The organism is Amycolatopsis sp. WAC 04197, assembly GCF_003947475.1.
GTDB classification, from domain to species: domain Bacteria; phylum Actinomycetota; class Actinomycetes; order Mycobacteriales; family Pseudonocardiaceae; genus Amycolatopsis; species Amycolatopsis japonica.
The window spans coordinates 321,200-335,433 of sequence record NZ_QHJK01000010.1; the positions used below are offsets into that span (position 1 = coordinate 321,200).

The following is a 14,234-nucleotide window of genomic DNA, read 5'->3' on the forward strand; positions in this document are numbered from 1 at the left end:
CCTGTTCCGGCCAAAGCACGAGCCCTGTCCCGAAAGGAACCCCGGCGGGCTCGTGGCTCGCCGGGGTCCCGTCGATTCGGTCGTCAGATGCCGATGATGTTGTTGACGTGCGACTCGCACGTCTGCCCGATTTCCCTGACGTTGCCGTACGCACCGGCGGTGCCGTGTGCTTCGTCCCCGTAGGAACCGGTGTTCTTGCAGACCTGCGCGTACTTGATGCCCATCGCCTCGGCGTTGCTGCCGTTCCACGCGAAACCCGCGACGTTGCGCATCTGGCTCAGGTCGTCATCGGCCGCCTGGACGAGGTTTGTGGCCATCTTGTTCATGTCGTTCGCGGCAGCGTCGACGATGTGGTACACGGTCTTGTAGTGGTCGTCCATCATGGGAAGCCTCCTTGTCAAACGGACGGGTTGATGGCCTTGGCGATCATCGCCTGCGTAGCGTCGGCCGCGGCTCCGGCCGAAACCTTGACGACCGAGTTCCCCGTGTCGACGAGTTGCTGCGCGAACGGATGAACCTGGTTGTTGAAGAGGTCGACGCGGTCCATGTTCCCGGTGATGCCCGCCTGTTTCACGGCTCCGCCGAGCCCCGTGCTGAGGGCGTCGAGATCTCGCGCGGCGTGCGCGCGATGCGCGGCGAGCTGTTGCTGGATGCTGTCATCGGTCTTGTTGATCAGGTTCTGTACGACCGGTAATTGAATATCGACGAGACCGTCGCTCATACGTCCCTCTCTTTTCTTTCCGAACCGGACCCTTGCGCCTCAAGCTAGCCAGGGCATCGGCGCGTTCGGCGGGGTTCGGCACGTTCCTGCCATCACGCCCCGTCCGCGCCCCGACCGGCGAACGATCGTGGTGTGACGACCATCGTGGTGAAGAGACCGGCCAGGAGGCCCGCACCGGAGTTGCCGGCGGGTGAGCTGATCCTGCAAGCACCTCCGGAGATCCCACCGCCGCCCGCACGGCAATGGATGCAGGTGCTGACGGTGGTGCCGATGGTGGCCATGATGGGCGCGATGATGCTGATGTTCTCCGGCAGCATGAACGGATCGATCCGGTTCGTCGTGTACGGCCTGATGGGCGTCGGCATGCTCGGCATGGTGGTGACCGGTTTCCTGCAGGGCGGCGGCCCGAGCAAACGGGAAATGGGACATGCCCGGCGCAAGTACCTTCGCCAGCTGGCCCAGCACCGGCTGCGGCTGAGGCGTTCGGTGCGTGGGCAGCGCGACGCCATGGACTATCTGCACCCGGATCCGGTGTCGCTGTGGTCGCTGGCCGCGAGCTACCGGCTGTGGGAGCGGCGCAAGGACGACCCGGATTTCGGCATCGCCAGGATCGGCACCGGCGCGCAAGCCCCAGCGACCACGCTGGTCTCGCCGGACACCAAACCGCTCGAAGAGCTGGAACCGTTGTCCGCGCTGGCCTTACGCCGGTTCATCACCACGTACACGACGATCGACGGGTTGCCGCTGGGGATCGCGATCAACGGCTTCAGCCGGATCTACCTGCGCGGTGACCGGACACGACAGCTCGGCATGCTGCGCGCGATGCTGGCTCAGCTGTCCACTTTCCACTCGCCCGACGACCTGCGGATCGCGGTGTGCGTCGGCGAGCGGGAGCGCGCGGACTGGGAATGGATCAAGTGGCTGCCGCACGCACTGCACCCGGAACGCACCGACGCGCTCGGCCCGCTTCGCCTTGTCGCGCCGACGATCCCGGCACTGGAGTCGATGCTGGAAGAGGAACTGGCCAGGCGCCCGAGGTTCGACCCCGAGGTGGACACCCGGGTTTCCGGCCCGCAGCTCGTGGTCGTGCTCGACGGCGGCTCGATGGCCGGGTCGGACCACCTGATGACCGGCGGCGGCGTCGAGGGGGTGACGGTGGTCGACCTGACCACGATGCCGCCGAGGGCGCTCGACCGGACGACCGTGGTGCTGGCCGTGGCCGGGAACGGCGATCTGGTCAGCGAGACGATCGACGGCGAGATCCCGCTCGGCAAGGCGGACGCGCTCGGCGCGGTGGCCGCCGAAGGGCTCGCCCGGCAGCTCGCCCCGCTGCGGCTCACCGCGGGTGTGCGTGGCGACGCGCCGATGACCAACGAACTCGGCCTCGCCGAGCTGCTCGAACTCGGCGACCCGTTCGAGTTCGATCCGGCCGACACCTGGACGCCCCGCCCGAACCGGGACCGGCTCCGGGTCAAGATCGGGATCCACCCGGACGGGGCCCCGATCGAGCTCGACCTCAAGGAATCCGCACAAGACGGCATGGGCCCGCACGGCCTGCTGATCGGCGCGACCGGTGCGGGTAAATCCGAGCTGCTGCGGACGCTGGTGCTGGCGCTGGCCGCGACACATCCGCCGAGCTCGCTGAATTTCGCGCTCGTCGACTTCAAGGGCGGCGCCACCTTCACCAGGTTGGACTCGCTGCCGCACACCAGCGCGGTGATCACCAACCTCGCCGAGGAACTGCACCTCGTCGACCGGATGACCGATGCCATCAACGGCGAACTGGTCCGCAGGCAGGAACTGCTGCGCGCGGCCGGGCAGTTCGACTCGTTGCGCGACTACGAGAAGGCCCGCGCGGCGGGTGCCCCCTTGCCCGAGGTCCCGACCCTGCTGGTGATCTGCGACGAGTTCTCCGAGCTGCTTTCCGCCAAGCCGGATTTCATCGACATGTTCGTCCAAATAGGCCGGTTGGGCCGGTCGCTCGGAGTGCATCTGCTGCTCGCCTCGCAACGGCTGGACGAGGGCAGGCTGCGCGGCCTCGAAGGACATCTCTCCTATCGGATCGGCCTGCGGACCTTCTCGGAGATGGAGAGCCGGACGGTACTGGGCATGCCGGACGCGTTCCGGCTGCCGAGGGCACCCGGCCACGGATTCCTCAAGGTGGGTACCGAACAGCTCGACCGGTTCCGCTCCGCCTACGTTTCCGGCGTCTACCAGCGTCAGACCGGACGCGCGGCATCCCTCACCCCGCAGGAACAACTGGTGTTACGCGAATACACCACCCACTATCTGGCCGCCGAGCTGGACACCGGAGACGAATCGGCGACCCCCGAACAGGACCCGGACACCGCGGTCGGCGAGACCTTGCTCGACATCCTGGTGGACCGGTTGCAGGGCCAGGGCACACCGGCTCACCAGGTGTGGCTGCCGCCGCTGGACGAGTCGCCCACGCTCGACGCGCTACTGCCCGCGCTCACCACCGATCCCGCGCGCGGACTGACCACCGGGCGGCAGGGCGATCTGCGTCCGGTGATCGGCATCGTGGACCGGCCCTACGAGCAGCGCCGTGATCCGTTACGGCTCGACCTTTCCGGCGCGGCCGGGCACGTGCTGGTGATCGGCGCGCCGCAGACCGGTAAGAGCACCACGCTGCGCACGCTGATCTGCAGCCTCGCGCTCACCCACACCCCGCGTGAGGCGCAGTTCTTCTGTCTCGACTTCGGCGGCGGCACCCTCGCCTCGATCGCCGGCCTTCCCCATGTGTCCGGGGTGTCCGGGCGGCTGGACACCGGCGCGGTGCGCCGGACCGTCGCCGAGGTGGCCACCGTGCTGGCACAGCGGGAACGGCTGTTCGCCGAGCACGGGATCGACAGCATCGTCACCTATCGCAAGCTGCGTGCCGAGGGCCGGTTCGCCGACCAGCCCCACGGCGACGTTTTCCTGGTCGTCGACGGCTGGCAGACCCTGCGCGGCGAATTCGACCAGCTGGAGGAGACGGTCGGGGACATCGCCGCCCGCGGCCTTTCCTACGGTGTGCACCTGTTGGTGAGCTGTTCCCGTTCGTTCGATCTGCGCATGAACGTGCGGGACCTGTTCGCCAGCAAGCTGGAATTGAAGGTCGGCGACCCGATCGACTCGCTGATCGACCGCCGCGCCGCCATGGGAGTGCCCTCGGGCGCCCCCGGCCGGGGCATTTCGATGAGCAAGCACCAGATGCTGGTGGCGCTCCCCCGGATCGACGGGGCCTCGCGCACCGAGGACCTGATCGGCGGGATCGGCGCCCTCGTCGACGCGGTCCGGTCCGCCTGGCCCGGTGAGTCCGCGCCACCGGTCCGGCTGCTGCCGGGAACGTTCCCGTTCGAGGAGCTGCCCGAGACCGACCAACCGACCGGTGCCGAAGCCGGGCTCTCGGTCGGCATCCACGAGAAGGACCTTTCCCCGATGCGGCTGGATTTCGCCGCCGATCCACACTTCTTCGTGCTGGCGGACACCCAGTCCGGCAAGACGACGTTCCTGCGCACACTGGCTCGCCGGATCGAGGGCGCGTACACGCCGAGCGAAGCCCGGATCATCCTGATCGACCACAGGCGCGGGCTGCTCGGCGAGGTCGGCGAGGACTACCTGCTCGGATACGGCACCAACGACGCGCACAGCGGCGAGCTGCTGGCCGAAGTGGCCGCGTCGATGGCGAAGCGGCTTCCCGGCGCGGACGTCACGCCGGAACAGCTGCGGGCGCGTAACTGGTGGCACGGGCCGGAGATCTTCGTGCTCGTCGACGACTACGACATGGTGGCCACGCACGAGAAGCATCCACTGATGTCGTTGCTGCCGCTGGCGGCGCAGGGTTCGGACATCGGCCTGCACGTGGTGCTCGCCCGCCGCTCCGGCGGCGCCGGCCGGGGGCTGTTCGAGCCGTTCCTTTCCCGGCTGCGGGAGGTCGGCACGCCCGGCCTGATGATGTCCGGCGACCGGGACGAAGGGCCGTTGCTCGGTGGCATGCGTGCCCAGGTGCTTCCGCCCGGCCGCGGCTGGCTGGTGGATCGCCGTGGCCACAAGGGTTTGGTCCAGCTCGCCTGGCTACCGCCGAAGGCTTGAGCCATGGCCGGAACCTGCCGGTGCCGTCATCGCGACCACCCCCGGTGTTTGGCTTGGGAACACGAATATCCGAGGAACGGCACTGGAGGTGTGCATGGGCGGCAAGGTCGACGTGTGGATTCCCGCGCTGGAATCGTTCGCGAGCGAGGTGCAGAGGATCAGGGCCGCTCCGACGATCGATCGGGAGCCGATCAAGGAATGCGGTGGTATGCCGGAATGCGCGGCACTGGCCGGCGCCGACCAGTACATCACCGGCGCACTGAAGTCCTTTCTGGAGAAGGCCGGTCCCGGCGTGCAGATCTTCGGAGCCATGGCGGGGAAGAGCGCTAGCGCCTACCGGGCCGCGGGCGAGGCGGCGCAATCGGCGGTGCTGGCCACCACCAGCCGCCCCCCGGCGGCGGAAACGGGTCCCGCGGAGGTGCCTCCGGACATCCCGTACCTGGGGAACCCGTCGGGACCACTCGTATGACCGGACATCCCGCCCCGAGACACCCCGACAGGACTTGACCGATGAGCTACAAAGACGTCAATTTCGACGTGCAGGTGAAGATGTTCCAAGCGGAGATGCAGAACACCTACCCCGCGCTGACCGAAGCCAGGGACATGTGGGCACAGGCGCGGATGTGGGTCGACGACACGCACGGACTCCTCCGCTCGGCCAACAACGAACTCCGTGGCCCCAACTGGGACGACGAGGTGGGCAGGGCCTTCGTCAACTGGGTGGACGAGGCATGCGAGTCGGGGCTCGGCTCCTGGGGAGGGCAGGAGAAGGCACCGGAGGGCGCACCGCAGAGGTCCACCGGCAGCATCGACGAATCCCATCTCTTCCAGCAGATGGGCATGCTGCTGGCCGAGATGGAGGCGACCCGGTCGGTCATGAACGTGTGGGTCGGGATCGTCAACTCCAAGACCGACCCGGACGAGCAAACGCAGGAAGCGAAAAGGGCCCAGGAGAAGGTGGGCGGGCTGCTGGACCTGGTCGCACAGCAGTACGTGCGCACCGGGCACGCCATGCTCGCCGCACGGGGCCGTCCCTGGAACGGGCCGACCCAGCTCGGCACGGGGCAGGGCTACGATCCGGAATCCGGGCTGGGCAACGGCTCGGGTGCGCCGAACGCCGGAGATCTTCCCGGGGAGGTCCCGGGAACACCGGATCCCGGAACGCCCGAACAGCCGAGCGAGCAGAACCCCACCACCAATCCGATGGAAGAGGCCACGGAAACCCTCAGCGCGCTGAGTGACGCGCTGTCCGCCGCTGAGCAACTACTCGGCGGATCGGGCAGCGAGACTCCCCAGCTCCCCGATCTCTCCGGGATCGACCCGTCGAAACTAGGCGATTACTCCGACTACGCGGACTACGCCGGTTACGTCGACCCGGCCGGCACCTCCGGTCTTCCCTCGCTGGCCGGGATGCCGGACGCCGCGGGGCTTTCCGGTGCGGGTGGCGGCGGTGTGGGCGGCGGTGCCGGAGTGGGCCCCGGTGCGGGTAGCTCCCTGCCGGGGAACGGGCTGAACGCGGGTGCCGCACCGGTGGCGTCCGGGCTGGGCCTCGGTTCGGCCTCGGCCGCGGGCGCGGCGGGCTCGGGTGGGATGCCGCCGCCGATGATGCCGCACAACGGGGCCGGGAAAGGCGAGAACGGCGGCATCAAACCCGGTGACGCGGAACGCCCCGCCGGCCGGCAGCGTGGCAAACCCGCGGGAACACCGGGGGTGCCGCTGCTCGGACGGGCGGTCAACGGGAAGCGGAAGTCGCCGCCCGCCGCGCCGCAACGCCAGTGGGATCCGGAAAGCACCACGGTGCAGCTGCTCGACGAGGAGCTGTGGCAAGTGAACCAACAGGACAACGCGGCGAAATTCCGCTCCGGACACTGAGGAGGGGCATATGCCCGGAACAGAGATCAATGGCAATCCCGACGCGATGAGCGCGTTCTCCAAACACCTCACCGCGCCCACGATGCCGCCGTCGCTGATGCAACGGCTGGGCACCATGCCGAGCATGGCCGGCTTGTTCGAGGGCGTCGCGATGTCCTTGCTGGACAAGGCGGCGACCGCGAGCATGCTCGCGCTGCTGACCAAGATGACCGAGGAGATGGTGACCTACTCCGGAAAGGTGGGCGCGGCGGCGGGCGCCTACTCCGCCGCCGACGTGGCCAGCGCGCTGGAACTGGCGAGCGCGACGGTCAAGGTCGCGAACCAGGGGTTGTCGATCCTCAAGCAGACCGCGAGCACGCTCGACCAGGCGGACTCCGCCACCGGTGCCACCGAGGACACCGGCGCGGCCGCGCAGCCGTCCACCGTCCAGCCCGAGTCGGTCTGAGGAGCGAACCGTGATCCCCTACAACATGCTGCCCATCGAAATGCACGTGAAGATGATCGAGGCCGAGGCGCGCAACGTCTCGGCGCTCACCGAAGCGGCACGGATGTGGACCGAGGTGCGCGGCTGGATCGACGCGGCGCAGGTGGAGTTGCACACCAGGGTGGCCGAGCTTTCTCCACAGTGGACGGACGAGAACGGCCGGGCGATGGAGGAGAAGACGCAGCGGACCCTCGCCGAGCTGAAGATGTGGGGCGAGCGGATCGACGCGGCCCAGCCCGCCGCGGCGCTGACCGCGCTCGCCACGTCGATCCCGGCGACCGCCTCGGCCGTCGCCAGTGCCTTCGGCGGCTATGCCGCGGTGGGCGGGCTCCCGCTCGGCGCCGGCTTCCAGCAGTTGTCGGCCACCGCGATGAACGCGCTCGCCGTCGAATTCGACGTGTCCATCGGCCAGGTGGTCGCCGCGTCCGGCGTGCGGAACCCGGCCGAAGTGCTGCCCGCGCAGCAGATCTCCACGGAGGGCAACTCACCGACCGATGTGCTCAAGGCGGCCACCGCCGGCATGACGACGCTGCAGGAGCTGCAGGATCTCAGCTCGTCGCTGACCTCCGGCGGTTCCGACGGCGCGACAGGACTCGATTCGTCGGCGCTGGGCCAGAACGTACCCGGCTGGTCCGCCGGCGGCGGACCGTCGCTGGCCGGGCTGGCGCCCACCCCGCCACCGGTCGCGCCCGGCTTGTCCGGCGGTCTCCCCGGGGCGGGTCTGCCCCCGGTGGGGGGCGCGCCGGTCGCCTCGGGTCTCGGCCTGCTCGGCGCCGCCGGGGTGGGCACCGGCGGCCTGCCGATGTCGAAAGCGGCCGTGGCGAAACGCGCCGCCACACAGAACATCGCCGAAGGTGCCCCGACCGCGGCCGGATCGAACACCGGCGCGACCGGTAAGCAGGCCACCGGTGGTGGTACACCGCCGATGATGCCGCCCGCCTCCGGCCAGACCTCCCCGCCCGGAACCCTCCAGCCCGGCTCCGCGAACCAGCCGACGGGCCGCGCCGGCTCGTCGAGGAAGACGGCCGAGGGGACCGAAGGCGTACCGGCCGAACTCCGTGGCAGGTCGGGCAACGGAGATCCGTCTTTCGGCCTCCGGCAACCGAAACGCCCGCGTACCGGCGAATCGGAGTCCGCCTCGGTGCAACTCCTCGACAAGGAGTTGTGGCACACCACGTGATGAGCTGATCGGGATCGGCGACGGCCGAGGGACGACGGGCACCGGAAACGCCCGCGGTCCCTCGGCCGTCGTCGTTCGAGTGGCCGGTTGCGGCCAGGAGCCTGTCTGCGGGCGGCATCCGCGCGGACGATTGCACCATGAGACGACACCGGATGTCCGCCGTCGCCGCCGTCATGGCCGCGGCGGCCGTTCAGTCCCTCGGCGGCGGGGGGACGGCGCACGCGGCGCCGCCACCCGGCGTCTGCCACGATCCGGACCCGGCGCGGCCTCCGGTACGAGCACAGCCATGGGCCCAGCAAACCCTCGCCCCACAACGGGTATGGCCGTACAGCAAGGGTTCCGGGGTCCTGGTCGCGGTGGTCGACTCCGGGGTCGACGCCGATCACCCGCAGCTCGCCAGGCCGGGCAAGGTCCGCGCCGGCCGCGACTTCCATCAGGCGGGTGCCCTTCCCGGCGCGTTCGACTGCGTTTCGCACGGCACCGGCGTCGCCGGCATCATCGCCGCCGATCCGGCGGCCGGTATCGGTTTCCACGGGGTGGCCCCGGACGCGGAGATCCTCCCGGTACGGATCAGTGACCGCGACTTCGACAGTCAGGGCGGATCCCTCCGGATCGATCCGCGGGTGGTGGCCGACGGCATCCGCTACGCGACGGATCAGGGAGCGAAGGTGATCAACCTTTCCCTGGCCGGTCAGGACGACTTCGCCGTCATCCGGGAGGCGGTCGCGTACGCGGTGTCCAGGGACGCGTTGGTGATCGCCGCTGTAGGCAACACCCAGCGCGGATCGGCCACCGAACTCCCGTCCTACCCGGCCGCGTACGACGGGGTCCTCGGTGTCGGCGCCATCGACATCGACGGGGCCTTGATGCCCGGCTCCCAGATCGGCCGGTACGTGGACATCGTCGCTCCGGGCGCCAAAGTACTGGCTCCGACGCGGGCGGGCGGGCACGTGTACACCGACGGCACCAGCTATGCCGCGCCGTTCGTTTCCGGCACCGCGGCGCTGGTCCGGTCGGCCTGGCCCAGGTTGACCGCTCCGGAAGTGGCACGACGTCTGATGGCGACCGCGGACCCGGCGCGCGGTGGCCTGAACAGTCAAGCGTTCGGGGCCGGGGTGGTCGACCCCTACCGGGCGGTGACCGACAGCATGGACACCGAGACCCCGGGAGCCCTGCCCGCCCTCGTTCCCACGCCGCCGGACCAGGATCGGCTCGATCGGGCCGCGGCCCGCGAGAACAGTGCGACGACGGCGAAGTGGCTCACCGTCGCCGCGGCCGGCGCGATCGTGCTCGCACTGCTGGTGGCAGTGCTCCAGCCTCGCGGACGCAGGCGCGGCTGGCGTCCCGGCCGCGCGGCGGCGGTGGCCGCCGAACCGGCCGCCGTCGAGCCTCCCGAACAGATCTTCCTGCTTTCCAGGGACTGACCGGCCGTTTCGCGGGCGCACGACTGAGCGGGGTAAGGCAACATGTCGTTGCCTTACCCCGCTCAGCGTCATCGTGAGTGGCGTTTCCCCATCGAGTGGGTCCCGTCAGCCGCCCAGGGTCTGGCGCCGCGCGGCGGCCGGGTCGAGACTCGGTCCCTCGGGCAGCCGCGCCACCAGACCGGCGGGCAACCGCACCGGCCGCGCCGACGGGTACCCCAGCATCTTCAGCACATCGGGCGAAGCCAGCGGATAGCGGCGCCCCATGTCGGTCACCACGGTGAGCGTTCCGGCAGCCGCGGAAGGGGAGGGCATCGCTTCGACGACGATCGCGCTGCCGGGCGGCACGTGGACGCGGTCCGCGAGCGGGGTTCCGGAGGCGGTCCGGCGGGCGGTGGTGGACATCGGGTCCGCGGGCGGCATCGAGGGGTCGACGGTCAGCGAAGGAGCCGCGGAACCGTCGCCGAAGGTCGCGCACACGGTGGTGTCCTGGTCGCGCAGGCGCGCGATGGCCGGACGTGCGGCGGGTGCGGCACCCGCGTCGGCCTGGACGGGGTCCAGTTGCCGGGACATGGTCGCCAGCGAAGGCGGCAGCGGCACGGTTTTCGGTTCACCGCCGGGATAGGCGGCGAGCATCTGGGCGCTCGCGCGCTGGACGTCGTACTGCAGTTCGCTGATCGGCCGCAGGGCGTCCCGTTCGGCCAGATAGTGCTGCTGCCCGCCGCCGGAGGTCTGCACCATCAGCAGCATGCCGTTCCGGATGTCGGTCCGGCCCGGTACGGCGGTGGACACCTCGCCCGCCGCCGCCACCGGCAGCGGGCCGATCGGCGTGCCTTCCGGGAGCACGTCGAGCCACGCCCGGCCGACGCGCGCCCACGGCTCGGCGGTCAGTGCGAGGCCGGTGCCGACGGCGCCGTAGTCGGTGATCCGGTGCCGGTGCCCGCGCCACACGACGAACCGGTCGCCGGTCGACGTCGATTCCACCAGCAGCGCCTGGTCGCCCAGTTCCGCGCCGCCGGACGGCGAGGCACCGGCCAGCAGCACCGATTCCTCGATCCGGCTGCCCGCCAGATCGCTCGCGGGCGCGGAGCACAGCGACCACGATCCGGTGAGCAGTTTTTCGGGGCCGGGCAAGCCGTCCGGCGCGTCGGCGATGCCGATCCGGGGCCCTCGCGGGACTCCGGCGAGCGACTCGCGCGAAACCCGTTCCGTGGTGCCGTGTTCGCCGAGCAACAACAGGGCGGACGCGTAGTTCGCGACGGGATGCAGCCGTTCGTCCAGGTAGACGTAACGGGTCCCGCTCTCCTTCTCCACGATGACGGCGGCGTTCTTGCGCCACGCGTTGTTTCCGCCGGGCACGATCATCCCGTAGACCCCGACGCACGCCAGCGCCACGATCGCCAGTGCGACACCGGCGAAAGCGGCGCCGGACGGGCGGCGGAACGGCGGCTGCTCCGGGTCGGTCTCCCTCGTCACCAGCGCGGAGATCGCGCGCTGCACCAGGAATTGGTAAGCCTGCAGCTGATCCCGTTTGGACGCCATGGGTTCAGCCCCCCAGTCCGCGCACGTAGCCGTACAGACCGAGCACCGAACACGCCACCGGGACGACGGCGATCGTCACCAGGATCTCGAAGTACTCGGCGATCCGGCCGAGATACGGGTTGGCGGCGCGGGTGCTCAGCACGACACCGGAGGCGATCACGCCCGCCGCCACCGCCAACGAAAGCGGCCCGGCCAGGACGAGCAGCAGCGAGCGGTCCGCCATGAGCGGGCCGGCCAGCAGGCAGCCGGCGCCGAAGATCCCGGCCACCAGGATCGGCGTCCGTTGCCGCAGGATCGGATACAGCCGCGCCCGCACCAGGAATCCGGCCGCGAGGAGGGCGACGAGGACGACCGCGGCCTCGCTGTCGCTACGGATCAGTTGCAGCTGGCAGTACATGGCGACGATCGCCGCCCCGCCCAGCATCCCGGTGAGCAGCGCGTCCGCTCTGGCGACGGCGGCGTGCACGAGGTCGAGCGGCGGCTGGGGATCGTCGCGGACCAGATCCGCGGTCGACCGCGGCAGCACCGGCATCGGCACCCGGCCGAGCCGCAGCGAAAGCGGCGCGAACGTGGTCGAGAGCACGAGCACCGCGCCGCCGATCACCGCCGCCGACCGATAGCCCGCCAGGTCGTCGAAGGTGGCCAGCCAGCCGCCGAGCACGCCGAGCAGGCCGACGGTGGCGGCTCCGGCGAACAGGGCGGGCGCGGCGGTCACCCCCAGATGGCCGACGACGGCCGCGAGCAGCAGGGCCGCGCTCGCCAGCAACAGGTGACCGGCGGACAGCTCGCCGATCGGGTCGTCGCCCGCCAGCAGCAGACCGCCGCTGGCGAAGGCGAACGGGAGGGCGACGGCGGCGAGTACCGCCCCGGCACCGGCATCACGCAGTGCCCGCGCGAGCAGCACACCCGACGCCAGCAACAGCGCGGAAACCGCCAGCGCCCAGGCCGCCGGTGACGTCCACGGCGGGCCGGCGCGTAGTACCGCGAGCAGACCGAACGACGTCGACACCGCGCCGACGGCCAGCCCGGCCTGTCGCGTGTGCCGCGGCCCCCAGGCCTTTCCGGTGCGGCCGGAGCCGGTGGCGATCGCGTCCACGAGGTCGTCGTACTCGGGCTCCGGCCATTCGGCGCGGCGCGGCGTCAGATGGAGGATCTCCCCGTCCCGGACCCGGTGCGCGCCCAGCGTCCGGTCCAGATCGAAGGCCGTCCCGTCGGCGCGGCGCAACTGCCAGCCGCCGCCGGCGACCCCGTCGTCGGCCATCCCCTCCCCCGCCCGCGCGAGCAGGCCGGGGAGGATTTCGGCGACGGACGCGTGTTCCGGCAGCGCCATGTCGACGCGCCGGTGCGGAGTGGTGATGGTGACCCTGACCAGGCCGGCAGTCTGCATGGGAAAAGGGTCGGCCAGCGACGGGTCCGCCGGGCACCGGCGGCAGGAACCTGCCGCGGTGAAAGTGCTCCGGATCCGGACTTCTTGCGCGACAATGGGGTCATGAGCATCGAGACAGGGCTGCTCGCCCAGGGCCCCATCGCGACCGTGTACGCGGGCAAGGATCCCGCCACGGGCAACGACTTCGCGATCAAGATGTTCCCCGGCACCTTCGACCGCGAGACCTCCGCTTGGCTCGAACGTGAGCGGAAGGCGCTGGCCGCGGTGCGCTCGACGCGTTCGATCCTGCAGATCGACGACGTCCTGACCCATCCCGACGGCCGGTCCGGTGTCCGCCGCGAACTGTGCCCGGGTTCACTCGCCGGTGTGCTGGATTCCGGTGCCCGGCTGGGAATTCCCGACGTGCTCGCCCTCGGCGCCGCGATCGCGTCGGCACTCGCCGCGGCGCACGGCGCGGACGTCCTGCACGGCGGCGTGAACCCGCACAACGTGTTGTACCGCGCGTCCGGCGAGTTCGTGCTCGCCGACTTCGGGGTGGCCCTGCGGCGGCGATTCCCGCGCGACCCGATGTACGCGGTCGAGTACACCGCGCCGGAAACCCTGCGCGACGACACGCTTTCCCCCGCGTCCGACCTTTATGGACTCGGCGCGGTGCTCTACGTCGCGTTGACCGGGACGCCTCCGTTTCCCCGCCACACCGGGCAGCAGCCCGGCGAACGCATCCTCCAGGTACTGCGGGAGCCGGTCGCGCCGATCCAGGATCCGGCCGTCCCCGGCGAACTCGCCGCCACGATCCTGCGGTTGCTGGCCAAGGAACCGGCCGACCGGCCGCAGGACGTCGCGTCGCTGGCACGGCTGTTCACGAAGCTGAGCCGACCCGGTGGCGAGGTCGTCACGGGCGATTCCTCAGACCTGACAAGCGAAGATGAAGACGTCGAGGTCGAATTCGACGACTTCGCCGCGGTCCACCGGCCCGCGGTCCCGGTCCACGCGGCCCCGGCGCCCGTCCAGGTGGTGCAGGCGCCACCGAGGGGCGGTCGCACCCTGATCCGCGAGTTCAGCGGTCCGCTCAAAACCGAACGCGGGTTTCCGTGGAAACCCGTCGCGCTGGCGGGCGGCGGCGTGCTCGCCGCCGGGCTCGCCGTGCTGCCGCTGATCCTCGGCCCGGCGGAGATCGGCGGGCAGGCCGTTCCGGTGGCGGCCGCGATCCCTTCTCCCGCAGCGGCTTCCGCGCCGGCGCCGGACGTCAAACTGGCGCTCGCGCCGCCGCAGGACCAGAGCGATCACGTGCAGCTGACGTGGACCGCGGAAGGCGAACTGGACTTCGTCGTGATCATGGCCGGCGAGCGGCTCGAGACGAAACAGCTCGTCGCTCACCGTCAGCGCAGCCTCGACATCCCCGTCGACCCGGCGCGCCGGTACTGCTTCCAGCTGAGGGCGACCGACGGACGGCACATCTACACCACCGAGCCGGTCGCGATCCGCGGCGCCCGCTGCAACCCGTAGTCCGTGAAGGCCTCCTTGAGGGACCC

At 70.6% G+C, this 14,234-nt stretch carries 11 protein-coding genes; 7 read left to right on the top strand and 4 right to left on the bottom strand.

Annotated elements, in window-relative coordinates; translation table 11 throughout:
- Window positions 1-83 precede the first annotated feature (83 nt).
- Window positions 84-383 (bottom strand): hypothetical protein, encoded by a 300-nt coding sequence (locus DMC64_RS34005; protein WP_125736812.1) that lies wholly within the window; start codon window positions 381-383, stop codon window positions 84-86.
- 14 nt (window positions 384-397) lie between these two features.
- Window positions 398-721 (bottom strand): hypothetical protein, encoded by a 324-nt coding sequence (locus DMC64_RS34010; protein ID WP_125736813.1) that lies wholly within the window; start codon window positions 719-721, stop codon window positions 398-400.
- 132 nt (window positions 722-853) lie between these two features.
- Here DMC64_RS34010 and eccCa point away from each other — a divergent pair, with 132 nt between their 5' ends.
- The 6 genes from eccCa (at window position 854) to mycP (ending at window position 9,776) form a co-directional block, all read left to right on the top strand.
- Window positions 854-4,816: a type VII secretion protein EccCa gene (eccCa, locus tag DMC64_RS34015; RefSeq protein ID WP_125736814.1), complete on the top strand. Its 3,963-nt coding sequence runs from the start codon at window positions 854-856 to the stop codon at window positions 4,814-4,816.
- A 94-nt stretch (window positions 4,817-4,910) separates the two neighbouring features.
- Window positions 4,911-5,285, top strand: a complete 375-nt coding sequence (locus tag DMC64_RS34020) for a hypothetical protein (RefSeq protein ID WP_125736815.1) — start codon at window positions 4,911-4,913, stop codon at window positions 5,283-5,285.
- Window positions 5,286-5,326: 41 nt separating this feature from the next.
- Window positions 5,327-6,688, top strand: a complete 1,362-nt coding sequence (locus DMC64_RS34025) for a hypothetical protein (RefSeq protein ID WP_125736816.1) — start codon at window positions 5,327-5,329, stop codon at window positions 6,686-6,688.
- Between the two features lie 10 nt (window positions 6,689-6,698).
- Entirely contained in the window at window positions 6,699-7,133 is a 435-nt protein-coding gene (locus tag DMC64_RS34030; RefSeq protein ID WP_125736817.1) for a hypothetical protein, read from the top strand.
- A gap of 10 nt (window positions 7,134-7,143) precedes the next feature.
- Window positions 7,144-8,352, top strand: coding sequence for a hypothetical protein (locus DMC64_RS34035; RefSeq protein ID WP_233629904.1), 1,209 nt, complete (start codon window positions 7,144-7,146; stop codon window positions 8,350-8,352).
- Window positions 8,353-8,489: 137 nt separating this feature from the next.
- Window positions 8,490-9,776, top strand: a complete 1,287-nt coding sequence (mycP, locus tag DMC64_RS34040) for a type VII secretion-associated serine protease mycosin (protein WP_233629905.1) — start codon at window positions 8,490-8,492, stop codon at window positions 9,774-9,776.
- A 105-nt stretch (window positions 9,777-9,881) separates the two neighbouring features.
- On the opposite strand, the gene eccB is transcribed toward mycP, so the two are convergent.
- Both eccB and eccD read right to left on the bottom strand, forming a co-directional pair.
- Window positions 9,882-11,315 (bottom strand): type VII secretion protein EccB, encoded by a 1,434-nt coding sequence (gene eccB / locus DMC64_RS34045; RefSeq protein ID WP_037342035.1) that lies wholly within the window; start codon window positions 11,313-11,315, stop codon window positions 9,882-9,884.
- Window positions 11,316-11,319: 4 nt separating this feature from the next.
- Window positions 11,320-12,702: a type VII secretion integral membrane protein EccD gene (gene eccD, locus DMC64_RS34050; protein WP_125736818.1), complete on the bottom strand. Its 1,383-nt coding sequence runs from the start codon at window positions 12,700-12,702 to the stop codon at window positions 11,320-11,322.
- Between the two features lie 102 nt (window positions 12,703-12,804).
- Between eccD and DMC64_RS34055 the strand changes: the two genes are divergently transcribed.
- Complete coding sequence (locus DMC64_RS34055) at window positions 12,805-14,208, top strand: protein kinase (RefSeq protein WP_125736819.1); 1,404 nt, start codon at window positions 12,805-12,807, stop codon at window positions 14,206-14,208.
- The last annotated feature ends 26 nt before the right edge of the window (window positions 14,209-14,234 follow it).

Bases quoted from the DNA above. Each gene is read 5' to 3' on its own strand.
- DMC64_RS34005 (WP_125736812.1), bottom strand. From the start codon at position 383: ATGATGGACGACCACTACAAGACCGTGTACCACATCGTCGACGCTGCC.
- DMC64_RS34010 (WP_125736813.1), bottom strand. From the start codon at position 721: ATGAGCGACGGTCTCGTCGATATTCAATTACCGGTCGTACAGAACCTG.
- DMC64_RS34020 (WP_125736815.1), top strand. From the start codon at position 4,911: ATGGGCGGCAAGGTCGACGTGTGGATTCCCGCGCTGGAATCGTTCGCG.
- DMC64_RS34025 (WP_125736816.1), top strand. From the start codon at position 5,327: ATGAGCTACAAAGACGTCAATTTCGACGTGCAGGTGAAGATGTTCCAA.
- DMC64_RS34030 (WP_125736817.1), top strand. From the start codon at position 6,699: ATGCCCGGAACAGAGATCAATGGCAATCCCGACGCGATGAGCGCGTTC.
- mycP (WP_233629905.1), top strand. From the start codon at position 8,490: ATGAGACGACACCGGATGTCCGCCGTCGCCGCCGTCATGGCCGCGGCG.
- eccB (WP_037342035.1), bottom strand. From the start codon at position 11,315: ATGGCGTCCAAACGGGATCAGCTGCAGGCTTACCAATTCCTGGTGCAG.
- eccD (WP_125736818.1), bottom strand. From the start codon at position 12,702: ATGCAGACTGCCGGCCTGGTCAGGGTCACCATCACCACTCCGCACCGG.
- DMC64_RS34055 (WP_125736819.1), top strand. From the start codon at position 12,805: ATGAGCATCGAGACAGGGCTGCTCGCCCAGGGCCCCATCGCGACCGTG.